This is a genomic window from Pseudonocardia sp. WMMC193 (genome assembly GCF_021728735.1).
Lineage (GTDB): Bacteria > Actinomycetota > Actinomycetes > Mycobacteriales > Pseudonocardiaceae > Pseudonocardia > Pseudonocardia oroxyli.
Map to the genome: position 1 here is coordinate 4,856,230 of NZ_JAKKDO010000003.1, position 25,111 is coordinate 4,881,340.

The 25,111-nt window shown below is 74.5% G+C and carries 19 protein-coding genes and 2 pseudogenes; 14 read left to right on the plus strand and 7 right to left on the minus strand.

Annotation, left to right across the window (positions count from 1 at the left end; all coding sequences use genetic code 11):
• The first annotated feature begins 152 nt into the window (after nucleotides 1–152).
• On the plus strand, nucleotides 153–1,280 hold the full coding sequence (locus tag L3X23_RS25070) for an N-acetylmuramoyl-L-alanine amidase (protein WP_237195019.1): 1,128 nt from the start codon (nucleotides 153–155) through the stop codon (nucleotides 1,278–1,280).
• Between the two features lie 118 nt (nucleotides 1,281–1,398).
• On the plus strand, nucleotides 1,399–3,939 hold the full coding sequence (locus L3X23_RS25075) for a helix-turn-helix transcriptional regulator (protein ID WP_237195023.1): 2,541 nt from the start codon (nucleotides 1,399–1,401) through the stop codon (nucleotides 3,937–3,939).
• Nucleotides 3,940–3,978: 39 nt separating this feature from the next.
• On the opposite strand, the gene L3X23_RS25080 is transcribed toward L3X23_RS25075, so the two are convergent.
• From L3X23_RS25080 to L3X23_RS25095, 4 genes are all read right to left on the minus strand, one after another.
• Nucleotides 3,979–5,436 (minus strand): dynamin family protein, encoded by a 1,458-nt coding sequence (locus L3X23_RS25080; protein WP_237195025.1) that lies wholly within the window; start codon nucleotides 5,434–5,436, stop codon nucleotides 3,979–3,981.
• A 52-nt stretch (nucleotides 5,437–5,488) separates the two neighbouring features.
• On the minus strand, nucleotides 5,489–7,246 hold the full coding sequence (locus L3X23_RS25085) for a dynamin family protein (RefSeq protein ID WP_237195027.1): 1,758 nt from the start codon (nucleotides 7,244–7,246) through the stop codon (nucleotides 5,489–5,491).
• Between the two features lie 115 nt (nucleotides 7,247–7,361).
• A complete protein-coding gene (locus L3X23_RS25090) occupies nucleotides 7,362–8,150 on the minus strand; it encodes an IniB N-terminal domain-containing protein (RefSeq protein WP_237195029.1) in 789 nt (262 codons plus the stop codon).
• Between the two features lie 37 nt (nucleotides 8,151–8,187).
• The gene (locus L3X23_RS25095) at nucleotides 8,188–9,000 is read right to left on the minus strand and encodes a hypothetical protein (RefSeq protein WP_237195031.1); all 813 of its coding nucleotides are present in this window, start codon (nucleotides 8,998–9,000) and stop codon (nucleotides 8,188–8,190) included.
• A gap of 275 nt (nucleotides 9,001–9,275) precedes the next feature.
• On the opposite strand from L3X23_RS25095, the gene L3X23_RS25100 reads away from it, so the two are divergent.
• The 4 genes from L3X23_RS25100 (at nucleotide 9,276) to L3X23_RS25115 (ending at nucleotide 12,808) form a co-directional block, all read left to right on the plus strand.
• Nucleotides 9,276–11,129, plus strand: a complete 1,854-nt coding sequence (locus L3X23_RS25100; protein WP_237195036.1) for an Hsp70 family protein — start codon at nucleotides 9,276–9,278, stop codon at nucleotides 11,127–11,129.
• A 132-nt stretch (nucleotides 11,130–11,261) separates the two neighbouring features.
• Nucleotides 11,262–11,540, plus strand: a complete 279-nt coding sequence (locus L3X23_RS25105; RefSeq protein ID WP_237195037.1) for a hypothetical protein — start codon at nucleotides 11,262–11,264, stop codon at nucleotides 11,538–11,540.
• Nucleotides 11,541–11,587: 47 nt separating this feature from the next.
• Nucleotides 11,588–12,424 carry a hypothetical protein gene (locus L3X23_RS25110; protein ID WP_237195038.1) on the plus strand — a complete coding sequence of 279 codons (837 nt, stop codon included), beginning with the start codon at nucleotides 11,588–11,590 and terminating at the stop codon, nucleotides 12,422–12,424.
• A gap of 90 nt (nucleotides 12,425–12,514) precedes the next feature.
• The gene (locus L3X23_RS25115; protein ID WP_093080332.1) at nucleotides 12,515–12,808 is read left to right on the plus strand and encodes a hypothetical protein; all 294 of its coding nucleotides are present in this window, start codon (nucleotides 12,515–12,517) and stop codon (nucleotides 12,806–12,808) included.
• Nucleotides 12,809–12,823: 15 nt separating this feature from the next.
• On the opposite strand, the gene L3X23_RS25120 is transcribed toward L3X23_RS25115, so the two are convergent.
• Nucleotides 12,824–13,786, minus strand: a complete 963-nt coding sequence (locus L3X23_RS25120) for an NAD(P)-dependent alcohol dehydrogenase (protein ID WP_308116942.1) — start codon at nucleotides 13,784–13,786, stop codon at nucleotides 12,824–12,826.
• 36 nt (nucleotides 13,787–13,822) lie between these two features.
• On the opposite strand from L3X23_RS25120, the gene L3X23_RS25125 reads away from it, so the two are divergent.
• From L3X23_RS25125 to L3X23_RS25140, 4 genes are read left to right on the plus strand one after another with little or no spacing between them, the layout of a single operon-like run.
• A complete protein-coding gene (locus tag L3X23_RS25125) occupies nucleotides 13,823–14,443 on the plus strand; it encodes a TetR/AcrR family transcriptional regulator C-terminal domain-containing protein (protein ID WP_237195039.1) in 621 nt (206 codons plus the stop codon).
• A gap of 41 nt (nucleotides 14,444–14,484) precedes the next feature.
• Nucleotides 14,485–14,796: a helix-turn-helix transcriptional regulator gene (locus L3X23_RS25130; RefSeq protein ID WP_093080319.1), complete on the plus strand. Its 312-nt coding sequence runs from the start codon at nucleotides 14,485–14,487 to the stop codon at nucleotides 14,794–14,796.
• Nucleotides 14,793–15,590 (plus strand): SRPBCC family protein, encoded by a 798-nt coding sequence (locus tag L3X23_RS25135; RefSeq protein ID WP_237195040.1) that lies wholly within the window; start codon nucleotides 14,793–14,795, stop codon nucleotides 15,588–15,590. The genes L3X23_RS25130 and L3X23_RS25135 overlap by 4 nt, the downstream gene beginning before the upstream one ends.
• Before the next feature lie 46 nt (nucleotides 15,591–15,636).
• Nucleotides 15,637–19,596, plus strand: coding sequence for a bifunctional nitrate reductase/sulfite reductase flavoprotein subunit alpha (locus L3X23_RS25140; protein ID WP_237195041.1), 3,960 nt, complete (start codon nucleotides 15,637–15,639; stop codon nucleotides 19,594–19,596).
• On the opposite strand, the gene L3X23_RS25145 is transcribed toward L3X23_RS25140, so the two are convergent.
• Complete coding sequence (locus tag L3X23_RS25145) at nucleotides 19,590–20,201, minus strand: TetR/AcrR family transcriptional regulator (protein ID WP_237195042.1); 612 nt, start codon at nucleotides 20,199–20,201, stop codon at nucleotides 19,590–19,592. The two genes, L3X23_RS25140 and L3X23_RS25145, sit on opposite strands and share 7 nt — an antisense overlap.
• A gap of 44 nt (nucleotides 20,202–20,245) precedes the next feature.
• Here L3X23_RS25145 and L3X23_RS25150 point away from each other — a divergent pair, with 44 nt between their 5' ends.
• Genes L3X23_RS25150 through L3X23_RS25160 form a run of 3 tightly spaced genes read left to right on the plus strand, consistent with a single transcriptional unit; the run spans nucleotide 20,246 to nucleotide 22,240 of the window.
• Nucleotides 20,246–21,106, plus strand: a complete 861-nt coding sequence (locus L3X23_RS25150; protein ID WP_237195043.1) for an alpha/beta fold hydrolase — start codon at nucleotides 20,246–20,248, stop codon at nucleotides 21,104–21,106.
• On the plus strand, nucleotides 21,103–21,756 hold the full coding sequence (locus L3X23_RS25155; RefSeq protein ID WP_237195049.1) for a methyltransferase domain-containing protein: 654 nt from the start codon (nucleotides 21,103–21,105) through the stop codon (nucleotides 21,754–21,756). Before L3X23_RS25150 ends, L3X23_RS25155 begins: the two co-directional genes overlap by 4 nt.
• Nucleotides 21,749–22,240, plus strand: coding sequence for a putative immunity protein (locus tag L3X23_RS25160; RefSeq protein ID WP_237195050.1), 492 nt, complete (start codon nucleotides 21,749–21,751; stop codon nucleotides 22,238–22,240). The genes L3X23_RS25155 and L3X23_RS25160 overlap by 8 nt, the downstream gene beginning before the upstream one ends.
• Nucleotides 22,241–22,745: 505 nt before the next feature.
• On the opposite strand, the pseudogene L3X23_RS36700 reads toward L3X23_RS25160, so the two are convergent.
• Nucleotides 22,746–23,423, minus strand: a pseudogene (locus tag L3X23_RS36700) (DUF222 domain-containing protein); the annotation flags it as partial.
• 216 nt (nucleotides 23,424–23,639) lie between these two features.
• Between L3X23_RS36700 and L3X23_RS25170 the strand changes: the two are divergent.
• Nucleotides 23,640–24,913 (plus strand): annotated as a pseudogene (locus tag L3X23_RS25170) (integrase core domain-containing protein).
• The last annotated feature ends 198 nt before the right edge of the window (nucleotides 24,914–25,111 follow it).

Consider the following 25,111-nt stretch of genomic DNA (forward strand, 5'->3'; position numbering starts at 1 on the left):
GACCAGCTTATTACTCGTCGGTAACTTCGGCAACCGCCTCACACCTTCGGGTCGAAGTGTTGTGCACGGAGCGTGTGTGGCGGGAGGGTTGTGGGGGTCGGAAGTGACTCGTGTGAATCCGCACGGGTGATCCGGACGAGGTGGGGGCCACCATGGGACGACTCGGCGTGACGCGGCGGGGGTTCGTCGTGGGCGGACTCGCCACGGGCGCCCTCCTCGCGGCGCCGGGAGCAGCCCTCGCCGTGCCGGGGGCGGACGCGGGCCGGGAGGCCGCCACCCGCGCGGGCCGCCCGGCCGCCGCGGCGTCCTCCCCGACGTCCGTCGAGGGCAGTCCGGACATCGTGGACTGCGCGGGGTGGGGGGCCCGGCCCAACAGCGCCGTCGTGCCGGTCTGGAACCAGAAGCCCGTCAAGATCCTCGTGCACCACACCGCCGGGCCCAACGGTGCCGACACGAGCCGCGGCGCCGCCGACGCGATGGCGCGCGGCATCCAGAACTTCCACATGGACGCCCGCGGCTGGCTGGACTCCGGCCAACACTTCACCATCAGCCGCGGCGGGTTCGTGCTCGAGGGCAGGCACCGGTCCCTGGAGGTGCTGCGCGGCGGGCGGCAGCAGGTCGAGGGCGCGCACTGCACCGGGCAGAACGTCGTGGCCGTCGGGATCGAGAACGAGGGCACCTACATCGACCAGGACCCGCCCGGCGCGCTCTGGGACTCCCTGCGCGCGACCTGCGCCTACATCTGCGCGCAGTACGGGATCGCGCCCACCGAGCTCTACGGCCACCGGGACTTCAAGAACACGATCTGCCCCGGCGACCGGCTCTACGGCATGCTCCCGCGGCTGCGCGACGAGGTCGCGGGGGTGCTGCGGCAGCGGATCGAGGGCGGCCCGACGAAGGCGAGCTGGCCGCTGCTGCGCCAGGGCGACAGCGGCGAGCACGTGCTCGCCGCCCAGTACCTGCTCGAGGACGCCGGCTACCGCGTCTCCCCCACCGGCCGGTTCAGCACCGCCACCGCCGCCGCACTCACCGAGTTCCAGCGGGCCACCGGCGCCGAGGACCCCAACGGGATCCTGGGCGGCGAGTCCTGGCCGGTCCTCGCCCGCACCGTGCAGCGCGGCGACGGCTCCCCGGCCGCCCGCGCCGTCGAGACGCTCGCGGCGGGTCGGGGCACGGAGGCCGTGCCGGACACGGTGGACGCGGCGGCCTGGCAGCGGCTGCTGGGCACCGGCGGGCCCGCGGCGAACACGTCCGTGGATCCGGTGGGCCCGGCTCGGTAGCCGCCGTCACCCTTTCGGTGCGAAAGGCGTTGTGCGGGTGTGCGCGGCGGGTGTCCGAGGGCGGACGCTCAGTAGCCTCGTCCGGCGCGGTCGGGGGGCCGCGGAGGGGGGATCCATCATGGACGGCCTGCCTGCTGCGCAGCCGCTGCTCGTCGGGCTCGCCGCGGATCCGTCGGCGCCGCTCGTCGCGGACGTCGTGGGCCCCGCGGGGACCGGGAAGACCGTCACCCTGCGGGCGATCGCGACACTGTGGACGGACGCGGGCGCGGACCCGGACGGCCCCTTCCCCCTCCTCGTCGACGACGCCCACCTGCTGCCCGACGCCGCCGTCGACCGTCTGCGCGAGCGCGCGGCCGAACCGGGCGCCCGGATGGTGGTGGCGCGCCGCCCGTGGCCGCGAGACGCCGCCCGGGCCGCACTCGGTGCCGCCCTGACCGCCACGCGCGCGCCGGTGCTGCTCGGCCCGCTCGACCCGGCCGCCGTCACCGCCCGGCTGACCGCGCTGCTCGGCGCGCGCCCCGCGCCCGCGCTGGCCGAGCACGTGCACACCCGCACCGCGGGCGTCCCGTCGCTTGTGGACCGGATGACCCGTGAGCTGGCGGCGAAGGTCGGGCCCGCGCTGACCGGGCCCACCGCGCCGCGGGTGCCCGCCCCCGTCGGCCTGCTCGACCAGATCGCCCACCACCTGTGGGCGCTCGACGCCCGCGTGGCCGAGCTCGTGGTGGCCGCCGCGCTCGGCGCCCCGCTCGACGCCGAGGTGCTGGTCCCCCTGCTGGGCCTGTTCGACGCCGGGGGCGCGGGCGTCGACGAGGTCGACGAGCTGGTCGCGCAGGCCCGGTCGGCGAGCGTCCTGACGCCCGCGGGCGGGCCGCCGCCGCTGGTCACCGCCGCGGTGCTGCGGCACGTCCCCGAGGCCCGCAGGCTGGAGATCCGCCGCGCGCTGGCCGAGATCGAGCTGGACCGCGGCGGGTCGGTGCTGACCGTCGCGCGCGGGCTGCTCGACACCGGCGCCACCGGGGGGCGGGTCGCCGAGGTCTTCGCCGCGGCCGCGGACGAGGAGGCGCGGGCGGGCGCGGACGCGGGCCCGTTCCTCGCCGCCGCCGTCGCCGCCGGTGCCCCGCCGCTCACCCTCGCGGCTCGCCGCGCCGAGGCCTCGCTGCGCACCGGCGCACTCGACGCCGCCCTGCACCACGCCGACGAGGTGCTCACCGCCGCCGACCGCGTGGAGCTCGACGACGCCGTCCGGGCCGGGTCCGTCGCCGCCGCCGTGCTGGCGCACCGCGGCCTGCTCGCCCGCAGCGCGGACCTGTACCGCTGGCTCGCCGATCTCGGGTCCGGGGGCCCGGTGGCGGTCCCGGCGCTGGTCGGCACGGGGGCGATCGCCGAGGCGCGCCGCCAGGACCGCGTGGCACCCGAGCCGGAGCCGCCCCGGGACTCCCCGCGCGCCGTCGCCGACGCGGTCGTGCGGACCCTCGCCGCCCGCCCGCCGACGCTGCTCGCCGGGGCCGAGGAGCTGGTCGCGGAGGGTGTCCTCGACTCGGTGTCGGGCAACCCGACCCGCGCGGTGTCCCGGCTGACCCGGGCCGCCGCGCTGCTGGAGTCCGCTCCGCGCGCCGCGCTGCTGCCGGACACCCCGGCGGCGCTCGCGGCGCTCGTCGCGGTGCAGACCGGTGAGGTCGGGGTAGCGCGGTCGGTCCTGGAACGGGCTGTGGCGGTCGAGCTCGGCGGGCCCGCCGCGACGACCCGCCACCGGCTGCTGCTCGGCTGGATCGCCCTGCACCGCGGTGCGTTCGGCACGGCCCGCGCGCACCTGGCCGAGACCGCCCAGGGGCCCGCGCTGGAGCCGCGCGACGAGCTGCTCGCCGCGGCGCTCGACGTCGCGTTGGCCCGCCGCGAGGGCGACCTCGCCGCGCTGGTGCCCGCCTGGGCCAGGGCACGGGAGGCGATCGTCCGGCACCCGGTGGACCTGTACGTGCTGCAGCCGCTCGGTGAGCTCGCCATCGCGGCCACCCGGCTGCGCGAGCCCGCCTGGGTCCGCCCCCACCTCGACGAGGCCGCGGACCTGCTGGCCCGGCTCGGGTCACCCGCGCTGTGGTCGGCGCCCCTGCACTGGGCGCTGCTGCACGCCGCGATCCTGGCCGAGGACCGCGACGCCGCCGTGACCCACGCCGACGCCCTGCGCGGCGCCGCGCACGGCAGCCGCTTCGCCGAGGCCATGGCGACCGCGGCCCCGCACTGGGTGGCGCTGACGGACGGGCGGGTCGACCCGGAGGGCGTGGAGGAGGCGGCGCGGGGGCTGCACACCGTCGGGCTCTCCTGGGACGGCAGCAAGCTGGCCGGGCAGGCCGCCATCCGCACCGGCGACCGCCGTGCCATGCAGGCCCTGTTGACCTGCGCCCGTCAGCTGCACGGCGGCACCCCGAAACCCACCCCGACACCCACCGCGGAACCCGAGCCGGAGGAGACCGGCGACCTCTCCGAGCGGGAGCGGGAGGTGGCCGCGCTGGTCCTGGAGGGCCTGACCTACAAGCAGATCGGCGAGCGGCTCTTCATCAGCGCCAAGACCGTCGAGCACCACGTGGCGCGGATGCGCCAACGCCTGGGCGCGAGCAGCCGCACCGAGCTCTTCACCCATCTCCGCCGCCACCTCACCCCGTGAGTGGCGATAGTCGCTCTAGCGACCATTACCACTCACGGGTTAGGAGAGGCGCGCCACCAGGCCCTCGGCGGAGCGGACGACGACCCGGGCGGCGTCCGCCGTGGCGCGGCTCGCCAGCGGGCTCTCCGCGCGCCGCTGCCAGCGGACGACGGCGGCCAGCGCGGCGGCGCGGAGCTCGGCGGCCGGGCTGTCCGGGTCCAGGTCCAGGCGCACCGCGGCGCCGCTGCCCTCCCCGCCGAGCAGGCGCTCCGCGTCCGCGAGCGCGTCCGGGGGGAAGACGACCGTGCCCGCGCGCAGCGCGGAGAGCATCCGCAGCTCGGTGAACTCGTGCGCGCCGGACAGGATCCGTTCGCGTTCGGCGACCAGCGGCGCCGACCCGGGCCGCGGCGCCGCCAACACCCGGTCGAGCGCCAACAGCGCCGAACGGGACTTGAGCAGCTCGCGGCGCTCGGCGAACTGCGTGGTGAGGACGGTGCGGAGCTCGTCGAGCCCGCTGTGGCGCACCAGCTCCCGGGACAGGGCCGACGGGTCGGACGTGCCCCGGCGGATCAGCTCGGTGCCCAACCGCACCCCGAACAGCCCGAACCGGTCCACCAGCCCCGCGCGCACCGCGGGCTCCGGGGCCCCGTCCACGGCACGGGTGGAGAACCGGTCCGCGGAGAGCAGCAGCCGGTCCAGGTCCGCCTGCGGCAGCCCGGCCAGCGCGACGAGCGCGGTGAACTCGTCCTGGCGCATCGTCCGCCCGGACTGGGCGAGCAGACCCGCCACCGGCACCACGGTCTGGCACAGCCCGCGCAGGGTGGGGTCCGCGCGGTAGCGGCGCGCGATCCGCCCCGCCGAGGACAACGCGTCGAGCCGCCCGACGCCGATCTCGTCCGCCCGCGACAGCACCGCGATCGTGGTGACCGGCGTGGCCCGCGCGACGTCGGTGTCCCGGAAGGACTCCAGGAACCGCACGTCGGAGCCGTGCAGGTGGCGCATCAGGTACACGACGGCGTCGGCGGGCGACGGGGCGTCCGACGGGGTCAGGAAGGCCCCGGCGCGGGCCGCGGTGTCCGCCGTCAGCGAGGCGATGCCCGGCGTGTCGATCAATGTGGTGCCGCGCAGGTACCCGGAGGGCCAGTCCACCACCAGGCGGTCGACGTCCGCGGCGGGCATCCCGAGGTCCAGCTGCAGCGCCCCCTGCTTGCGGGCCAGGGTCAGCGGCCGCACGGCGCCCGCGCGGGAGAACAGCCGCACCCGCGGCGCGGGCGCGTCCTGGTACCAGGTGACGACCCGGGTGCACTCGCCCGCGTCCGTCGGCGCGATCTCCTCGCCGACCAGCGCGTTGAGCAGCGTGGACTTGCCCGCCTTGACCTTCCCGGCGAACGCGACGCGCAGCGGCTCGTCGAACCGGGCGAGGTGGTCCTGCAGCAGGGCGACGGCCTGCGGGTCGTCGCCGTAGACGGTGCAGGCGCGCCGCAGCAGCTCCCGGACCGCGACCCCCAGCGTGCTCATCGCCCGCCCTCGCTGCGCGAGCTCGGCGCCATCGGTCCGCTCACCCGCTCGCTCACAGCGCCTCCGCCTTCTTCGCGAGCGACTGCACCCGACTCAGCTCGGCCTCCAGGTCCGCGATCCGCTTGGTCCGCTGCGAGGACTCGGTCGCGACCGCGCTCTGCGCCGCGGCCACCGACGTGGCGAGCGAGCGGGACAGCTCCTCCGCGAGCACCGTGAAGTGGTCGCGGAGCTGGCGCTGGGCGCGGCGCAGGGTGTCCCGGGAGTCCTTGCCGACCTGGAACACCACCTCGTCGATGTGCCGACGCACGGCGGTCTTGGCCTCGGCGCGGCGGCGGTCGCGGACCCGGCGGTACTCGTCCCGGACGGTCTTGCCGCCGAACAGCAGACCCGCCGCGAGCGACACCGGGTTGAGCAGCGCCATCCCGACGAAGGTCGTCGCCAGGCCGATCATCAGCACGCCGCCGTACCCGCCGCGCATGCCGATGAACAGCCGCTGGCCCACCCCGAACCGCTCGCCCTCGGGCTTCTCCAGCGGGTCGACGGACCCGGCGAGCCTGCTGCCGTCGATGGTGATGTCGGGGACGGCCGCGTCGGCGGCCTCGCTGAAGTGCTCGGCCACCTGTTCGGCCAGCCACCGGGCGCGCTGCGCGGTCCACACGTAGTTCGCCGAGGTCGCCTGGCTGACCTGCTGGTGCAGCCACTCCGCGAACTGGTCCCAGATCGTGTTGGGGTCCGCGGCGTCGTCGAGCAGCTGTTCGGCCTCGCGGGTGACCGCGCGCAGCCGGTCCCGCAGGTCGTACTCGATGTCGGAGATGAGGTCGGCGACGCCGTCGTTGAGCGTGATCTGCCAGCGCGCCGAGCGCTGCCGCAGCTCGTCCGCCCGCTCCTTCGCCGAGGTCAGCTCGGCGACCAGCGCCTCGGCGCCCGCGGGGTCCCGCAGCGCGGCCAGCTCCGCGGTGAACCCCGCGGCGAGCTGCTCGGCCACGGCCCGGACGTCCTGGCTGGTCGAGCGCCGGTCCAGGTCCTCGGCCCGGGCCACGACCTTGCGCAGCAGGAACCCGACGAGCGGGGCGAACCCGGACTCGGCGAGCAGCTCCGCGTCGTTCTGGGCGGCGCCGGCGAGCCGCAGGTCCGACGACACGGGGAACAGCTCCGCCTCGACGCCCGCCCGCCGCAGGTGCTCGCGGTCGAGGTCGGCGATCCGCCGCCAGTGCGGGTAGAGGTCGGTCTTGGTCACCACCGCGCCGACGGTCGGGCACAGCTCCATCGCGGCGCGCAGGAAGTCCAGCTCGGGGGCGGTGTACTCCTGCGCGGCGTCGGACACGAGCAGCACGGCGTCGGCCAGGGGCAGGGCCGCCATGGTCGCGGCGCCGTGGGCGGAACCGAGGCCGCCGACGCCGGGGGTGTCGACGAGCACGAGGCCGCCCGCCAGCAGCTTGCGCGGAAGGGTGACCTCGGCGCGCAGCGGGTTCTCGAGCCCCTCGACGACGTGCTCGCCCAGCTGCTCGACCGCGATCGGCGTGCGCTCGTGCTCGCCCACCAGCACCGCGCTCGGCGCCTCCCCGAACCGCACCTCGGTGGGCACGGCGGTGGCGATGTCGTCGTCCACCGGGCACACCGACGCATTGACCAGGGCGTTGACCAGCTTGGACTTGCCCTGCTTGAACTCGCCGACGACCAGCACCCGCACGCCCGGATCGGCGAGCCGGGCCTTCGCGGCCTCCAGCCTGGCCCCCAGGTCCGGGCGCCCGTAGGCCGCGGTCGCGGTCAGCGCGAGGTCGACCAGCTCCGTCGTCGCCGGTGACGCCATGTGTTCCCCGTTCCCCCGCCTGCCCCCTCGGCCCCATCCTGGCCTGCGCGCGCCGCGACGGCCCCACCACCCCCCGTGAGGGGGGCGGCGGGGCCGTCGGTGGGCCGAGGGGGGATCAGCCCACGACCGAGGTGACGTCGTTGTGGCTGTCGACGTCGGCGTGGTTGTTCGAATCCGACGTCGTCGTGCTGTGGTCGTCGAGGTCGTAGGAGGTGTGGGTGCTCGTCGAGTCGTTGTAGGACCCGTCGATCGACGTGCTGTCCGTGCTCGAGACGGTCGTGTCGTTGAACGAGCCGTCCGTCGTCGAGGCGCCCGCGGCCGCCCCGGTCACGGAGAACGCGCCGCCCTCGTCGACCGACACGTCCGAGACCGACGCGTGGGTGGCGTCGCCGTCGCCGAAGGCGGTGGTGTTGCCGTCACCCTTGACGTTGCCGTCGCCGAAGACGTTGTCGTCCCCGGTGACGACCTGCGAGTCGCTGATGTCGCCGCCCGCGGCCACCGAGCCGTCGCCCGAGGCGACCACGGTGTGGTTGTCGATCGTCTGGTTGACGTCCCCGCCGGCGTGGATGACCTGGCGGACCGAGTTGTCGACGATGGTGTCGCGGTCGTCGATCCAGTTGTTGGTGACGATGGTCTGCAGGTACTTCACCGCGGACTCGTGGTCGTGGTGGTCCGGCACGGGCGGCGGCGGCGGGGTGTGGTGGTGGTGCTCGTGGTGCTGCGGCGCGGCGGGCCGGTGCTGGTCGGCGACCAGGGCGGCGGCGTCGTGGACCTGCTCGGGGCTCACGGCGGTGAGCCCGCAGGTGGCCAGGTAGCCCTGGGGGTCGGCCTGGAACTCGGCGGCGGCCTTCGGGTCCGACAGCAGGTTCAGCAGCAGCTGGATGAGGGTGGTGGGGGTGTCCATCGCAAGGATCTCCGGTTCAGGTGGGGAGCGGGGGAGCTCAGACGTTGATCTCGAGGTCGGACGTGTTGTGGCTGCCGTCGTGGACCTCGTTGCCCACGTTGGTGTTGGTCTCCGAGTGGTCGTCCTGCGTGTAGGAGTACGAGGAGTCGACGTCCGTGTTGCCCGAGTCGGAGATCTCCGTGGTGGTGGTGTCGGTGACGGTGGTGGTGTTGCCGGAGTCCGTCACGTCGTAGTCGCCGGTGGCGGGGCCGGTCACGGAGAACGCGCCGCCGCCGGAGACGCTGACCCCGTGGACGTCCGCGGAGGTGGCGTCGCCGTCGCCGAAGGCGGTGGTGTTGTCGTCGCCGATCACGTTGCCGCTGCCGAACACGTTGCCGCTGCCGGTCACGACCTGCGAGTCCTCGATGTCGCCCTGCGCGGCGACCGCGCCGGCGCCGCTGGCGGCGGTGGTGGTCGTGGTGATGACCTGGTTCACGTCGTCGCCCGCGTCGATGACCTGCTGAACGGGCGAGCCGAGGACGGTGTCGCCGTCCTGGACCTCGGTGTGGGTCACGTAGGTCTGGATGTACTCGATGGCGCTGTGGCCCTCGGGCGCGGCCTCGTGGTGGGCGAAGGCCGGGACCGGCCCGCCGACGATGGTGTTGCCGCCGGTGTTGTAGTCCGTGTCGCCGAACTCGACGGTCTGGTTGTCCTGCACGAGGACCAGCGCGTCGTGGACGTCCTCGGCGGTCAGGTCGCCCAGGTCGAGCGCCTGCAGCGTGGCGACCGGGTTGTCGGCGAAGTCCTGCTGGAGCGCGAGGTCCTCGGGCGAGTCGCCGAGCAGGGCCAGGAGGAAGTCGAGCAGCGTCATGGTGATCATCCCCGAGTGAGTCGGTGTGGGCTGCCGAGCGACCCGCTCGGCGATGGCACCGAAGTTAGGGCCGGGCCGCCCCCGGGCCATCGGGGATCCGACGACATCCCCCATGGGGTGATTAGGGGATCGACTAGGGGCCTGAACGGACTAGTCACCCATTAGTGTCGACTACGCCTAGAGGAGGATAACGCGGCGCGTGCCTGCGGCGATGGCCGAAGCGTGCGTCATGTCGCCGCACACCGGCGGCGCGGCCGGACAGTCCGGGGGGAACGATGGCCTACCAGCTCGGAATAGACCTGGGTACGACGTTCAGCGCGGCGGCGGTCAGCCGGTCCGTCGGCACGGGCTGGGCGGCCCCCGAGATGGTCGCCCTGTCCGATCGCCGCACCGACCTGCCGTCCGTCCTCTTCGTGGGGGACGACGGCGAGATCCTGGTCGGGCAGGCCGCCGAGCGGCGGGCCGTCACCGACCCGGACCGCGTGGTCCGCGAGTTCAAGCGGCGCCTGGGCGATCCCACGCCGGTGGTCGTCGGGGGCAGGCCGCACCGCCCCGAGGAGCTGTGCGCGCGGCTGGTCCGCTGGATCGTCGACGCCGTCGCCGCGCAGGAGGGTGGGCCCGCCGAGCGGATCGCGCTCACCCACCCGGCCTCCTGGGGCGACCACAAGATGGAGCTGCTGGCCGAGGCGCTCGAGGCGCACGGCCTGACCGTCACCTTCCTCGCCGAGCCGCAGGCGGCCGCGCTGCACTACGCGGCCGGGGAGCGGCTCGCCGCCGGGTCCACCATCGCCGTCTACGACCTCGGCGGCGGCACGTTCGACGCCGCCGTCGTGCGCAAGGACCAGCACGGCCGGTTCTCCCTGCAGGGGCGCCCCGAGGGGCTCGACCGGCTCGGCGGGGTGGACTTCGACCAGGTGGTGTTCGACCACGTCGTCGAGGGGCTGCCGGAGGCGTTCGCGGGCCTCGACGACACCGATCCCGCCGTCCTCGCCGCCGTCGCGCGCCTGCGCCGGGAGTGCACCGAGGCCAAGGAGGCGCTGTCCTCGGACACCGAGGTCAGCGTCCCGGTCCTGCTGCCCGCGTTCCGCGGCACCGTCCGGATGCACCGCGCCGAGTTCTCGGACGCGATCCGCGAGCAGGTGGGGGAGACCGTGGAGGCGCTGCGCCGCGCCGTCGGGTCGGCCGGGCTCGCTCCCTCGGCGCTCGACGCCGTGCTGCTGGTCGGCGGCTCCTCCCGGGTGCCGCTGGTGGGGCAGCTGGTCTCCGAGGAGCTCGGTCGCCCGGTCACGGTCGACACCGACCCCACCCACGCGATCGCCAAGGGCGCGGCGCTGGCCGTCTGCCCGGTGTCCGCCGCGCCGGACGCACCGGTCACGCCCGTCTCCCCCGCCGTCGGGATGCCCGTGCTGGTGGGCACGGCCGCGGCGTCCGGAGCGACCGCCACGTTCGCGATGTCCGCGCCGGTGAACGAGGCGGGCCCGTTCGACGGTTGGGCCCGCGGGGCCCCGCCACGCCCGCAGGTCGGTGCGCCCGCCCCGGACTGGGAGTACGACGAGGAGCCCCCGGCCAAGCGCCGGGCCGGCCTGATGGTCGGCGCGGGCGCCGCCGCGGCGGTCCTCGCCGTGGTCGGCGCGGTCCTGCTGTGGCCCACCGCGGAACCGGCCGTGACCGGCGGGGTCGGCGGGCTGAACGTGGCGCCGCCCGCCGCGGTGACCTCCGCCGAGGCGGTCCCGCCCCCCACCACCGAGGAGACGGCGGCCCCCGACCCGACCGCGGCGTCGACGGGCGGCGGGACGCGCTCCGGCGGTGCCGCCGCGACCCCGCGCACCACCCGGCCCACGACCCGGCCGGTCACGCCGCGGCCCGTCGTCCCCGCCCCGCAGGCGCCCGCGCCGGCGCCGCAGAACCCGGCGCCGCAGAACCCGGCCCCCCAGAACCCCGTCCCGCAGGACCCGGCGCCCCAGAACCCGGCGCCCCAGAACCCGGTCCCGCAGGACCCGGCGCCGAACCCGGACCCCGGTCCGGCGACGGATCCCGGCACCGGCGGTACGGGCACGGGCGGCGCCAGCGCGTCCCCGCCCGTCGTGGACGGGAGCCCCAGCACCGCGGCGGTCCCGCCTGCCGGCTGACCCGGTCACCCGATCCGGGTCTCGGTTGCGTCTCGGCTCGACCACTGCGCGTGACGCCCCGCGGCGGGGCGCCGATAGTGGTTCCGGGGCGGCGCGCGGGGCGCCGTCGCGAGCGGAACGGAGGATCCGGCGGTGGCACGGTCGGCAGCATGGGTGATCGGTCTCGAGGTCGTGGCGGTGCTCGTCGCGTATCTCGGCTTCGGGTGGCCGGTGCTCCTCGTCGGGGTCCCGGCGCTCGTCGGCACCGCGCTGGTCCTGCTCGCCGTACGGCTGTCCGAGCAGCCCCGCAAGCGCCTCGCCGCGGCCCGTGCGGCCCGCTACGCGGAGCCTCCGCTGTCGGGCGGGTTGATGAGCGGCTTCTACGAGGTCCCCGTCCAGCGGAGTGAAGAATCGCACCGCGCCCGAGCATGATCGGGCGGGCTCTGCCACGGTAGGGCGGTGCTGATCGGGCCGACGCCGTGCTGATCGGGCTGGCGTTCGCGATCGCCTCCATGATCGGCAATGCGGGGGCCGGACTCCTGCAGTCCGCCGCCGCGGACGAGACCACCTCGCGTCGCCCGCTGGCCCTGCGCCCGCTCTACCTGGTCGGGCTGCTGGTCGACGGGCTGGCGTGGGCGTGCACGGTCGTCGCGCTGCGGCACCTGCCGGTGTTCGCGGTGCAGGCGATCCTCGGCGGGGCGATCGCGCTCACGGCCCTGGCCAGCTGGGCGATCTACGGCGTCCACCTGCGGATCCGGGACCGGCTCGCGGTCACGGCCTGCGTCCTGGGCCTGGCGACGATCGCCGCCAGCGCCCAGGACGAGCCGCCGCAGCCGCTGACCGGGGTCACCGTCCTGGTGCTCTACTCGGCGGTCGCGGTGCTCGCGGTCGCGGCCATCGCCGTGTGGCGGCTGGCCGCCGCCTGGCCGCTGTCGCTGATCGCCGGGCTGGGCTTCGGCGGGACGTCCCTGGCCGTGCGCGCGCTGCAGCTGCCGCCGGGGGTGGAGGCGGACGTGGTGTCGCTGGCCGCGCAGCCCGCGACGTACCTGATCGTGCTGTTCTGGGTCATCGGGATCACGACGTACTCGCGGGCGCTGGTCGTCGGCAGCCTGCCGAGCGTCACCGCCGTGTTCGCGACGACCGAGGTGCTCGCCCCGGGGCTGATCGGGATCGTGCTCCTCGGCGACCGGATCCGCGAGGGCTGGCTGCTTCCCTTCGGCGTCGGCCTGGTCGTGGCGATCGTGGGCGTCGTGGTGCTGGCGGGGGCACCGGTCCCGGCGCCCGGCAGACGCAGGCGCCGCCGCCACGTGCGCTGATCCGCGCTGACCCGGTTCCGCCGCCGGTCTGCTGGGGCTTCGCTGAGAGGGCCGGGGAACGAACGGGTGGGGCCGTGGCGTTCACCGGATATGAACACTCTCCTCGTCGACCAGGCCGACTTCGACCTCGTCCTGGCTCGGTGGTTGCGTGACACCGAGCGGACGGCGCCCAACACCCTCCTGCTCACCTTCGATCCCGCGGCGGCCGCCGCCGTGTGCGTGCTCGCCGAGACGGCGCGGCAGGAGATCGAGGTCGGGCTGGAGGACGGCCAGCTCCTCGCCCAGATCACCGTGCCCGCCGAGCAGGCCGACCTGCTCGACGAGATCGTCGTGCGCGCTGAGACCGCGGACCTGCGGGCCCTGCGCCGCGTCCTCGCGGCCTAGGAGCCCGAGGAGCGCTCAGGGGGTGAGCACGAGCTTCCCCCGCACGTCGCCCGCGAGCATCCGGCGCACCGCGGCCGGCAGCTCGGCGAGCGGGAGCACCGAGTCGACGACGGGGCGTGCGTAGCGGGTGAGCTCGCGCAGGTCGGCGGCGTTCTCCGTCGAGACGAGACCGACCAGCCGCTGTCGGACCAGTGGTGACAGCAGCGCGGCCCGCAGGCTGCGGTCCGTGCCGCCCAGCCACCGTCCGCCGGTCTCCGAGCCGACGATCACGAGCCGCCCGCGCGGGGTCAACAGGCTCCGCAGCAGCCGCAGCGGACGGTGCCCGCCGCAGTCGATGATCACGTCGTAGGGGCCGCCCGGCTCGTCGTGCGGGACCGGGTCCGCCCCGAGCGCGCGGACGAGGTCGTGCTTGGCGGGGCTCGCGCTACCCGTCACCGCCGCGCCGAACGCGCCCGCGACCTGCACGGCGAGGCTGCCCACGCCGCCGGACGCGCCGAGCACCAGTACCCGCTCGCGAGCGGCGACCCGGGCCTTGTCGCGGACCGCCTGCAGCGCCGTCAGCCCGGACAGGGGCAGCGCGGCGGCAGCCGTGGCGTCGAGCTCGGGCGGGCGTGGGGCGATCCGGTCCGCCCGGGCGACGGCGAACTCGGCGAAGCAGCCCTCTCCGATCCCGAAGACCGGGTCGCCCACCGAGACGCCCGTGACCCGCTCGCCGAGCGCCTCGACGGTGCCGGCGAACTCGCGCCCGCGCACCGGCGTCCGCGGTCGGCGCACGCCGGTCGCGAGCCGGACCACCTGCGGCATCCCCGCCATCAGGTGCCAGGCCCCGCGGTCGAGGCCCGCCGCCTCGACGCGGACCCGCACGCGTCCCGCACCGGGCTGGGGAACGGGGATCTCGGCCGAGCGCAGCACCTCCGGACCCCCGTAGCGGTCCTGCACGACCGCCCGCATCACCTCAGCCTTACGCTGTAAGTCCATGCGGCGCAGCATAGCCTTACGGTGTAAGTTCCGTCCATGCCGTTGAGTCGGGAACGCGTGCTGGCGACCGCGCTGGCGGTGGCGGACGCGGAAGGGCTCGCCGCGGTGACCATGCGGCGGCTCGGCGCGGAGCTGGGCATCGAGGCGATGTCGCTCTACCACCACGTCGCGAACAAGTCCGCTCTGCTCGACGGCATGGTGGACGCCGTGTTCGCCGAGGTCGCGCCCCCCGCGGGGGCGTACTGGAAGGCTGCGCTGCGCCGGCACTACGCCTCGCTGCGCGCGGTGCTCGCCGCGCATTCCTGGGCCATCCCGCTGCTGGACTCGCGCGCCTCCCCGGGCCTCGCCACCCTGGCTCGACACGACGCCGTGCTCGGCGTCCTGCGCACCGCGGGCTTCACGATCCCGCTGGCAGGCCACGCGATCGCGGCGCTGGACGCCTTCGTGTACGGCTTCGCGGTGCAGGAGGCGGGCCTGCGTCAGGTCCCCGTCCCGGACGTCGCCCGGGAGACCGTCGCCGGCGTCGACGAGGGTGCGTTCCCGCACCTGGTCGAGCTCGCCCGCGAGCACGTGCTGCAGCCGGGCTACTCCTTCGCGGCCGAGTTCGACTGGGGCCTGGACCTCGTCCTCGACGGCCTCGGGACGCAGCTCACTTAGGTTCCTTGACAGGTATATATCCGAATAGGTATTCATAGGGGGTGCCCACCCCGTTCGAGGTCCTCGCCCTGCCGCTGCGCCGGGAGATCCTGGACGGCCTGCGGGCCGGGCCCCGCCTCGTCGGCGACCTGGCCGAGGAGCTCGGGGTGGCGCAACCGATCGTGTCCAAGCAGCTGCGCATCCTGCGCGACAGCGGGTTCGTCTCCGTGCGCGCCGAGGCGCAGAAGCGCTGGTACGCGCTGCGCCCGGAGCCGCTCGCCGCCGTCGCGGACTGGCTCGAGCCCTACCGGTGGCTCTGGGATCGCGGCCTCGACCGCTTGGGCGAGCACCTGGACCGCATGGAGGACTCGTGACCGACCGCATGTCCACCGCCGACGGCCGCGCGCGTGTCCGCGTCGAGCGCCGCTACCCGCACGCGATCGAGAAGGTGTGGCGGGCGGTGACCGAGCCCGAGCACCTCGGCGCCTGGTTCCCGAGCCCCGTCGAGCTGGACCTGCGCCCCGGCGGAGCCATGCGGTTCGCCGCGTTCGAGGAGGGCGAGGGCGGGTCCGGCAGGGTGGTGGCCGTGGAACCCCCGCACCTGTTCGTCTTCCTCTGGGACACCGAGGAGATCCGGATCGAGCTGACCCCGGAGGCGGGCGAGACGGTCGTCGCGCTCACCCACACGTTCGACGACCGCCCCCTCGGCGCCAGCCTCGCCGCGGGCTGGGGCGCCTGCCTGGCCGCGCTGCGGGCCGTCGTCGCCGGGGAACCGGTGCCGCCCGCGGGCCGGATGATCGACGAGCACGAGGAGCTCGTCCGGCTGTTCGGCCTGGACCGGCCGGTGCTCACCGAGGGACCAGACGGCTGGTCGGCCCGGTTCGACCGGCAGCTCACCTGCCCCGCGGACGTCGCGTGGGAGCTGGTCCTCGACGGCGCCCCGGCCCCGGAGTTCGACCCGGGACCCGGCGAGCCCGGCGACCACGTCCGCGTCGCGCTGGTGCCGGGGTCCGGGCACGGTGCGCGGCTGGTCCTGACCGTCTCGGGCGCGGACCCGGCCGAGCGGGAGGCGGCCGTCGCGCAGTGGCAGGGCGCGGTCGAACGCGTCGCGCGGGAGGCGGCGGTGTGGGCGCACAACCGCGAGAAGGCGGATGTGAGCGCTCTGTGACGTCGCGGACCGACGGGGGCAACGTGGGCTTCCTACCGTCACCGGCGTGGGTAGCGTGCGCACCGTCTGTTCGTACTGCGGCGTCGGCTGCGGGATGGTCCTGGACGTCTCCCACGACGGTCCCGGCGGCACGGTAGTCAAGGTCCGCGGAGACGCCGAGCACCCGGCCAACTTCGGCCGACTGTGCACGAAGGGGGCCCACTCCGCGCCGATGCTGACGGCCGCGGGCCGCCTCGACACCGCGCTGGTCGGGGGTGCCCGCACCCCCGTCGACGAGGCGATCTCGCTGACCGCTCGGCGGCTGCGGGAGATCCTCGACGAGCACGGCCCGGACGCGTTGTCGCTCTACGTCTCCGGCCAGATGACCCTCGAGGCGCAGTACCTCGCGACCAAGCTGGCCAAGGGCTTCTGGCGCACCACGTGGATCGAGTCGAACTCGCGGCTGTGCATGGCGAGCGCGGGCACCGGCTACAAGCAGTCCCTGGGCGCCGACGGTCCCCCCGGCTCGTACGAGGACTTCGACCACGCGGACGTCTTCCTGGTCGTCGGGTCCAACATGGCCGACTGTCACCCGATCCTCTTCCTGCGGATGATGGACCGGGTCAAGCAGGGTGCCCGGCTCATCGTCGTCGATCCCCGGCGCACGGCCACCGCCGCCAAGGCGGACCTGTTCCTGCAGGTCGCGCCGGGCACGGACCTCGCGCTGCTGAACGGGCTGCTGCACCTCCTCGAGCCGGACCACGACTTCATCGCCGCCCGCACCGAGGGCTGGGAGGCGATGCCGGAGTTCCTGGCGGAGTACACGCCCGCGTACGTGTCGTCGGTGACCGGGGTGCCCGAGGCCGACCTGCGCCGCGCCGCCGACCTGATCGGCGGCGCCGAGAACTGGATGAGCTGCTGGACCATGGGGCTCAACCAGTCCACGCACGGCACCTGGAACACGAACGCCCTGGTCAACCTGCACCTCGCCACCGGCGCGATCTGTCGGCCGGGCTCCGGCCCGTTCTCCCTGACCGGCCAGCCGAACGCCATGGGCGGCCGCGAGATGGGCTACATGGGACCCGGCCTGCCCGGCCAGCGGGCGGTGCTCAGCGAGGCGGACCGCCGGTTCGTCGAGGAGCTCTGGGGGATCCCCGAGGGCACCATCCGGCCGGACGTGGACACCGGCGCCGTCGACATGTTCGACCGGATGGCGAACGGCGAGATCAAGGCCTGCTGGATCATCTGCACCAACCCCGTGGCGAGCATGCCCAACCGCGGGCGGGTCGTCGAGGCGCTGGAGCGCGCCTTCGTCGTGACCCAGGACGTCTTCGCCGAGACCGAGACCAACCCCTACGCGGACGTCGTGCTGCCGGCGTCGATGTGGGCCGAGCTCGAGGGCGTGATGATCAACTCGGAGCGGAACCTGACGCTCCTGCAGCCCGCCGTCGCCCCGCCCGGCGAGGCCCTGCCGGACTGGCAGATCATCGCCCGGGTCGCCTGCGAGATGGGCTACGCCGAGCACTTCACCTACCACTCCGCCGAGGAGGTGTTCGAGGAGCTCAAGGGCGCGTTCAACCCCGCGACCGGCTACGACGTCCGCGGCGCCACCTACGCTCGCCTGCGGGAGGGCCCCGTCCAGTGGCCCGTCGCCCCGGGCGGCCCGGACCGCAACCCCGTCCGGTACCGGGAGCGGTTCGCCACCCCCAGCGGCAAGGCGCAGTTCCTCCCCCGCCCGCACCTGCCCGCGGCCGAGCTCCCCGACGACGAGTTCCCGCTGGTCCTGACCACGGGCCGGGTCCAGCACCAGTGGCACACGCTGACCAAGACCGGCAAGGTCGCCACGCTGAACAAGCTCGATCCCGGCCCGTTCGTCGAGCTCAACCCGGCGGACGCGGGCGACATCCGAGACGGCGACCGGGTCGTGATCACCTCCCGCCGCGGCCGCGCCGTCCTCCCCGCCAGGATCACCGACCGGGTGCGTCCGGGCCTGTGCTGGGCCCCCTTCCACTGGGCGGACCTCTTCGGCGCGGAGCTCGCGGTCAACGCCGTCACCAACGACGCGGTCGACCCGGCCTCCTACCAACCCGAGCTCAAGGCCTGCGCCGTCGCGGTCACCCGCGTGTCCCCCGCTCCCGACACGCCAGTCCTCCCCTCCGAACCCGCGAGTCCCCCGCTTCCGACACGCGAGTCGGTCACGGCGCTCGCCGCCGCGCTCGGGCTGGGAGACGTGCGGCCGCCGGTGCCGACCGGCGCGGCTCGCACGTACCTCGCGGGGTTCCTCGCCGGCGTCGGGCAGGGGGAGCCGGGGGTGCCCGTCCTGCCCGCCGACGCGCCGGTCGACGCCGAGTCCGCGGCCTGGATCAACGGGATGTTGGCGGGGGCGTTCTCGCGGGCGGCCCCCGGCGAGCCCGCCGAGCCGGGTCGGCCGCTGCTCGTCCTGTGGGCCTCGCAGACCGGCAACGCCGAGGGCATCGCCGAGCGCGTGGCCGACCGGCTCGCCGCGCGGCGGCCCCGGCTGCTCAGCATGGCCGACACGAGCCCGTCCGACCTCCCGCCCGGCTCCGATCTCGTGGTCGTGACCAGCACGTTCGGCGACGGCGACGCGCCGGACGTCGGCGTCGGGTTCTGGGAGGGGCTGGCCGGACACGCGGGCCTGGAGGACGTCCGGTTCGCGGTGCTGGCCCTCGGCGACCCCAGCTACACCGAGTTCTGCGGCCACGGCCGCCGCCTCGACGCCCGCCTCGACGAGCTCGGCGCCGAGCGGGTGCTCGACCGCGTCGACTGCGACACCGACTTCGAGGCCCCGGCCGAGGCCTGGCTCGAGGACGTGTCCGCCGCCTTCGGTCCGCATCATGGAGCCACAACCGTCGTTTCCGAGCCCGAGAACGACAGTCGTGGCTCCCTAGTGCAGCGGGCGCCCGCGGAACCGGCGCGACCCGCCGCCGTCGAGGCGCACCTGAGCGAGAGCACCCTGCTCAGCCTGCCCGGCTCGACGAAGGAGGTCCGCCGCTTCACCTTCGCCGGTGAGGGCTTCGCCTACCAGGCGGGCGACACGCTGAGCGTCCGCCCGGTCAACCACCCCGAGCTGGTGGCGGAGTGGCTGGAGCTCACCGGCGCCGCGGCCGACGACCCGGTGACGGTCCGCGGGGTCGAGGTCCCCTTCGTGGAGGCGCTGCGCACCGGCCTCGACATCACGCGCATCACGCCCGCCCTGCTGCAGTTCGTCGCGGAACGCACCGGGGACCGCACCCTGCGGGAGCTCCTCCGGGCGGGCCACGACACCGATCTCGCCCGCTGGAGCTGGGATCGCCAGGCGCCGGACGTCCTCGCCGAGTTCGCGGTGCGGGCAGGTGCCCAGGACTGGGTGGACGTGCTCGGTGCCTTGGCCCCGCGTCGGTACTCGATCTCGTCCAGCCCGCTGACCAGCCCGGACGCGATCTCGCTGACGGTCTCGGTCGTCCGGTTCACCAGCCTGCACGGCCGCGCCCGGCGCGGCGTGTGCTCCACGTTCATGGCCGACGCCGCGACCGAGCCGACCAGCGTGCTCGTCACCCCGGCGCCGCGGTTCCGCCCGCCGGCCGACGCGGACACCCCCATGATCATGGTGGGCCCGGGGACGGGCGTCGCGCCGTTCCTCGGCTTCCTCGCGGACCGGCAGGCCCGCGGCCACCGCGGCCCGAACTGGCTGTTCTTCGGCGAGCAACGCTGCGCCACGGACTTCTACTACCGCGACGAGCTGACCCGGATGCAGGCCGACGGCGCCCTGAGCAGGCTGGACGTCGCCTTCTCCCGCGACCAGCGGCACAAGGTCTACGTCCAGGACCGGATGCGCGAGCACGGCGCCGAGCTGTGGCGATGGCTCGATCGCGGCGCCCACTTCTACGTCTGCGGCGACGCCTCCCGCATGGCCAAGGACGTCGACACCGCGCTGCGGGAGGTGATCACCGCGCACGGTGGCACGGATGCGGCGGCCTTCGTCAAGCGGATGACGGCCGAGGGCCGCTACTCCCGGGACGTCTACTGATCGTTTGGGTTCAGCACCGCCCTCACCACGCCCGTGAGGACGCGGCGCAGTAGATCGTCGCTCCCCTCCCCCGGGTCCGCCTTCGCCGCAAGGGCCGCGAGCTCGGGGTGGCGGTCCGCGGCGAGGTACCGGAAGAGCGACGGGCTCACCGGTCCGCTCGCGGCGAAGAGTGCGGCGATCCCGTTGGTCATCGCGATCGCCTCCATCTTCGCCCGGGCCGGAACCTCGACCGGCGCCAGGACGCGGAGCCCCCATTCCAGATGGTCCAGCGCATGCGGACCGAGCGGCGCCGGCACCGCGGACGCCGCGGCGAGCCACGGGTGCGCGCGGTGCAGTGCCACCTGCCGCTCGGTCACCACGAGCAGGTCCTCGAGCCAGGCCGCGCTCGGCGTCGGGTGGTCGAGGTCCGCACTGACCCGGTCGACCATGTGCCCGACCAGCTCCTCGCGCGAGGCGACGTAGCGGTAGAGCCCCGGCGCGCTGCTGCCCACCGCGCGGGCGACCGACCGCATGGTCACGGCGTCGAGCCCGCCCGCGTCGGCCAACTCGACGGCCGCCGCCGCGATGCCGTCCACGGTCAACGAGCGTGCGGGTCCGGGTGGCATGCCGCTACCCTATCTGTTAACGCTGTTCGCAGATGGAGGTCCACATGATCCGGTACGCCGAGAACGGCGACGTCCGGCTCGCCTACGAGCGCTTCGGCGACGGCGAGCCGCTCCTGTTGATCATGGGCCTGGACTTCCAGATGGTGTGGTGGCCGGACGGGTTCGTCCAGAAGCTCGTCGAGGCGGGTTTCGCGGTCGTCCGGTTCGACAACCGCGACACCGGCCTGTCGACCTCCTTCGCCCCGGTCGAGGTGCCGAAGCCCTTTCGCGCGCTGCTCGGCCGGGTCCCGCCCGTCTACACCGCGCGCGACATGCTCGACGACGCCCTCGCCGTCATGGACGCCCAGGGTTGGTCCAGTGCGCACGTGATGGGTGGGTCGATGGGCGCCGCGCTCGCGCAGGGACTGGCCGCGGAGAATCCCGAGCGGGTGCGCTCCCTGATCAGCGCGATGGGTGCGCCCGCCGGCATCGGCGTGCTCCGCACCCTGCGTTACCTGCGGCCGGGCGTGTTCCGCACGTTCGCGCGGCTGGGGTCCGATCCCGAGGAGCAGTTGCTCGAGATCTACCGGGCGGTCGCCTCGCCCGGCTACCCGTTCCCGGAGGAGTGGGCGCGCGAGGCCGCGCGGATCAGCCACGAGCGCCACCCCCGCGACCAGGGCACCACGCAGCGCCAGCTCGCCGCGGGCCGCGCCCACCGTTTCGCGCCGCTCGCCACGATCACCGCGCCGACGCTCGTCCTCTCCGGTCGCGACGACCCGCTCATCCGGTGGCAGGCCGGGCGCGACACGGCCCGCGCCATCCCCGGCGCCCGCTTCGTCTGCCACCCCGGGATGGGCCACGCGATCCCCGCCGAGCTGTACGACGACGTCGTCGCCGAGATCGTGTCCGTAACCTCCCGGGGGTGAGCGAGCCCGCCTACCTGACCCGCACGCGATCCGGCTACGACGCCATCGCCGAGGAGTGCGCCGACCTCTTCCTCAGCGAGCTGCGGCGCTCCCCGCTCGACCGCGCCCTGCTGGGTGCGTTCGCCGAGATCGTGGGGGCCGAGTACCCGGACGGGCGGACCGTCGAGGTCGGCAGCGGGCCGGGAGCGATCACCGACCTGCTCGCGGGCCACGGCCTGGACGTCACCGGGATCGAGCTCTCGCCCGCCATGGTCGCGCAGGCGCGGCGCACCTACCCCGACCGCGCCTACGAGGTCGGGGACATGCGTGCGCTGGCGGCGACCGACCTGGCGGGTCTCGTCTCCTGGTACTCGCTGATCCACATCGCGCCCGAGGAGCGCGCCGCCGTCGTCGCCGGGTTCGCCCGCGCCCTGCGCCCGGGCGGCTACCTGCTGCTCGGCTTCCAGGTCGGCACGGAGGTCCACCACGTGGCGGAGGCCTTCGGCAAGGAGGTAGGCCTGGACTTCCACCGCATGGACCCCGACGAGGTGACCGCACTGCTCGAGGCGACGGGCTTCGCGCTCGTCTCCCGCACCGTCCGCGCGCCGGAGCCGGGCAGCCGGGCCGCGGCCGTCCCGCAGGCCTGTCTGATCGCGCGGCGGCATGGCTGACTTCGACCTGACCCTGGACGAGCTGCGGGTCGTGGCCCGGTTCGTCGCCGAGGACGCGCAGGAGGTCCTGCCCCTGACCGACGACGACCCGCGTCCGCGCGCCGCGCTCGCGGCGGCGTGGGAGTTCGTGCAGGGCGCTCCGCGGACCCGCCTGCAGCGGGTGACGTCGCTGGACGCGCACCGGGCCGCTGCCGAGGCGACGTCCGAGCCGGCCCGCCTCGCCGCGCGCTGCGCCGGCGACGCCGCGGCCGCCGCCTACCTCCACCCGCTGTTCCAGGCCACCCAGGTCGGCCACATCCTGCGTGCCTCCGCGACCGTCGCCTCCCTGTCCGACGACCCGGAGGCCCGCCTCGCCCGGTCCGTCGCCCGCGCGGACCCGGTCCTGGTCGACGTCCTGCGCCGCTATCCGCCCGCCCCCACCGGGTCGTCCCGGATCGCGCGGTTGATGAGCGCGCTGGACGCCGAGCTGCGGACGGCCCGCTGACCGTGGGCTGCGACAACCGCAACGCATACCGGCGCCCGGTCGGGGTGGTGGTTCCGCGGTGGTCGTGGTGCCAGCCGGCCTGCTCACGGAGCAGGTTGTGGAACTCGCAGGTGCCGCGGCCGTTCTCCAGACTCGTCGGCCCGCCTTCGGACCAGCGCCTGCGATGGTCGAGGTGTTCGATCGGGGCGTCGCAGCCCGGTTCGGTGCACCGGCCCCGGTCCCGGGCGCGGATCCAGTCCGCCAGCACCCCGCCGAAGCCGCGGCGGCGAGAGTCGCCGCCGATCACGATGCCGTCCCGGGTGACCAGTCGCCGCCAGCCCACACAGGTGGCCTGGTCGAGGAGGTCGGTGGGCCCGAACCCGGGGATCTCCGCGGGCAGCGGGGAGTCGGGGTCCAGGAGCGACTCCACCGGCACGAGGACTTGGATCTCCACCTGCGCCGGGGTCGCGGCGGTCTGTCCGCTCAGCCGTTCGACGAGGGTGTCCGCCATGATCTGCCCGCGGGTCCGGGTGACCGGCTCCGGGGACACCCAGTGTTCGGTGACCGCCTTGCGCAGCGCGGCGTAGCAGGTGATGCCCTGTTCCATCGGCAGTAGCGCGCGCAGCACCGCCATCCCGTCTTCGGCCGGGCTGATCGACACGTGCCGGTCCCGGCGGGCGGCACGGGCTCGTTCGGCGAACGTCTCCGGTGCCACCGCCGCCGCGACCGTCCGGGCGAGGTCGGCAACCTTGCGCAACCCGAGCATCGGCAGGTCGTGGGCGGCGAGCCGACGGTCCAGCTCGGCGCGTCGGGTGGGGTCGAGGTGTCTGCCGGCGGCGACGATCGCGGCGACCCGACGCTCGTCGAGCTCCCCGGCCGCGAACGCCTCCCGGACCTTGTCCAACCCGGCGTGCAGGTCCCGGGCGAGTCGCAGCTGGGTGCGTGCCCGGGTCGGGGAGATCCGCAGGGCGAGCCCGAGCTGTCCGACGATGCTCGCCTCGACCCGTTCGGGATCGACCAGTGCCTCCTGAAGACGGGCCTCGACCTCCCGCTGTGCGGCGGCCCGGACCTCTTCGGCGATCTCGGCGTCGATGCGGTTCCGCAGCGCGACCAGCCGCTCGATCCGGGCGAACCCCGCGGCCCGCTCCTCGCGCGACGGCACGACACGTGTCGCCGTCGGAGGGTCCGCGAGGGTCGTGGTCATGCAGTCATAGTAGCAGCTCAACGCCCATCACTCGAACAAATGTTCGATCCACACAGATCGGACCCACCGTGAGTGCATGCCATGTCTCAGGACATAGGTGACGAGTCTGCATCAGGACATCGGTGACACTGTGGGTGTTCTTGGTGGTGACACTTCGGCCGCGAGGCTGCGGCGGTGCCCGCCCAGGAACCCATCGATCCCCGTGTCCGACTTGCGATCTCGCAGTGGCCCGACGACGCGCCGCGCGGGGCGGTCTCGACGTTCTGCCTCGAGCACGGCATCTCCCGCAAGTCGTTCTACGCGCTGCGCAAGCGTGTCCGAGCCGAGGGGCCAGCGGCCGTGCTGGAGCCCCGGTCGCGGCGGCCGCGGTCGAGTCCGTCGACGCTGACCGAGCAGGTCAAAGCCCAGGCGGTCGCGGTGCGGGCCGCGCTCGAGGCGTCCGGGCTCGACCACGGCCCGATCAGCGTGCACGACAAGATGGCCGCGATGGGCCTGGCCTCGGTGCCCTCGACGGCGTCGTTGGCGCGGATCTTCCGCGAGACCGGTGTCGCCCGCCGCGAGCCACGCAAGAAGCCCCGCTCGGCGTGGCGGCGGTTCGTCTACCCGGCACCGAACGCTTGCTGGCAGCTCGACGCCACCGAGTACGTCCTCACGGGCGGACGAAGGTGTGTGATCTTCCAGCTCATCGACGACCACTCCCGCTACGCGGTCGCCTCTCACGCCGCGCCCGGCGAGACCGCCCGCGACGCGATCGCGGTCTTCGACAAGGCCGTGGCCGCACACGGCGTCCCGCAACGGCTGCTGTCGGACAACGGGCTCGCGCTCAACCCGACGCGACGCGGCCTGGTCGGGCAACTCGTCTCACATGTCACCGCGCTGGGTACCGAGGCGATCACCGGCAAGCCGTACAAGCCGACCACCCAGGGCAAGAACGAACGCTTCCACCAGACCCTGTTCCGCTACCTCGACAAGCAACCCCTGGCCGACACGCTCACCCAGCTCCAGGCCCAGATCGACGCATTCGACCACATCTACAACACCGAACGCCCTCACCAGGGACTGCCCGGGCGAACCACACCGGCGGCCGCGTGGGAGGCCACCCCGAAAGCCGATCCACCCCGCCCGAAACCCGACCGTCCCGTCTATCGGCCGCCGCTGCCCTCGGCGACGCCCCGGCCTACTCCGCCCGCAGCTCTACCCGCCGGCACACGGCTGAGAACGGTGAGTTCCGCCGGAGTCATCCACCTCGACAAGGTGTTCTACAAGATCGGCGGCGAGCGTGCGTTCGAGCAAGTCCTCGCCGTCAGCGACGGTGACCAGCCCGGCGACACAATCATCATCACCGACCTCGACGGCGAGATCCTCGCCGAACGCACCAGACCCGCCCCCGGCATCAGCTACGTCGGGAACGGCCGCCCACGCGGACGACGACCCAAGAACCCGGCAGTGTCACCGAAGTCCTGACACACCAACTGTCACCGATGTCCTGATGCAGAACTGTCACCCATGTCCTGAGACATCACACCCACCGTGAGTGCACGAGTTCTGCGTGCTGGAGCCGCGCGGCGGAGCATGCACTGAGGGAGCGGCTACTGCGCCCACGTCTCGACGCGGGCCCGAGCAGCGCATCGCCCCGGCCGAGCGGAGCCCACGATCTCGACTGCACGGGCCCGGCCGCGCTAGGTTGG

Coding starts and splice junctions, on each gene's coding strand:
- L3X23_RS25120 (WP_308116942.1), bottom strand. CDS start 13,786: ATGGACTTACAGCGTAAGGCTGAGGTGATGCGGGCGGTCGTGCAGGAC.
- L3X23_RS25145 (WP_237195042.1), bottom strand. CDS start 20,201: ATGCCACCCGGACCCGCACGCTCGTTGACCGTGGACGGCATCGCGGCG.
- L3X23_RS25100 (WP_237195036.1), top strand. CDS start 9,276: ATGGCCTACCAGCTCGGAATAGACCTGGGTACGACGTTCAGCGCGGCG.
- L3X23_RS25115 (WP_093080332.1), top strand. CDS start 12,515: ATGAACACTCTCCTCGTCGACCAGGCCGACTTCGACCTCGTCCTGGCT.
- L3X23_RS25070 (WP_237195019.1), top strand. CDS start 153: ATGGGACGACTCGGCGTGACGCGGCGGGGGTTCGTCGTGGGCGGACTC.
- L3X23_RS25150 (WP_237195043.1), top strand. CDS start 20,246: ATGATCCGGTACGCCGAGAACGGCGACGTCCGGCTCGCCTACGAGCGC.
- L3X23_RS25125 (WP_237195039.1), top strand. CDS start 13,823: ATGCCGTTGAGTCGGGAACGCGTGCTGGCGACCGCGCTGGCGGTGGCG.
- L3X23_RS25090 (WP_237195029.1), bottom strand. CDS start 8,150: ATGGACACCCCCACCACCCTCATCCAGCTGCTGCTGAACCTGCTGTCG.
- L3X23_RS25085 (WP_237195027.1), bottom strand. CDS start 7,246: ATGGCGTCACCGGCGACGACGGAGCTGGTCGACCTCGCGCTGACCGCG.
- L3X23_RS25095 (WP_237195031.1), bottom strand. CDS start 9,000: ATGACGCTGCTCGACTTCCTCCTGGCCCTGCTCGGCGACTCGCCCGAG.
- L3X23_RS25160 (WP_237195050.1), top strand. CDS start 21,749: ATGGCTGACTTCGACCTGACCCTGGACGAGCTGCGGGTCGTGGCCCGG.
- L3X23_RS25075 (WP_237195023.1), top strand. CDS start 1,399: ATGGACGGCCTGCCTGCTGCGCAGCCGCTGCTCGTCGGGCTCGCCGCG.
- L3X23_RS25080 (WP_237195025.1), bottom strand. CDS start 5,436: ATGAGCACGCTGGGGGTCGCGGTCCGGGAGCTGCTGCGGCGCGCCTGC.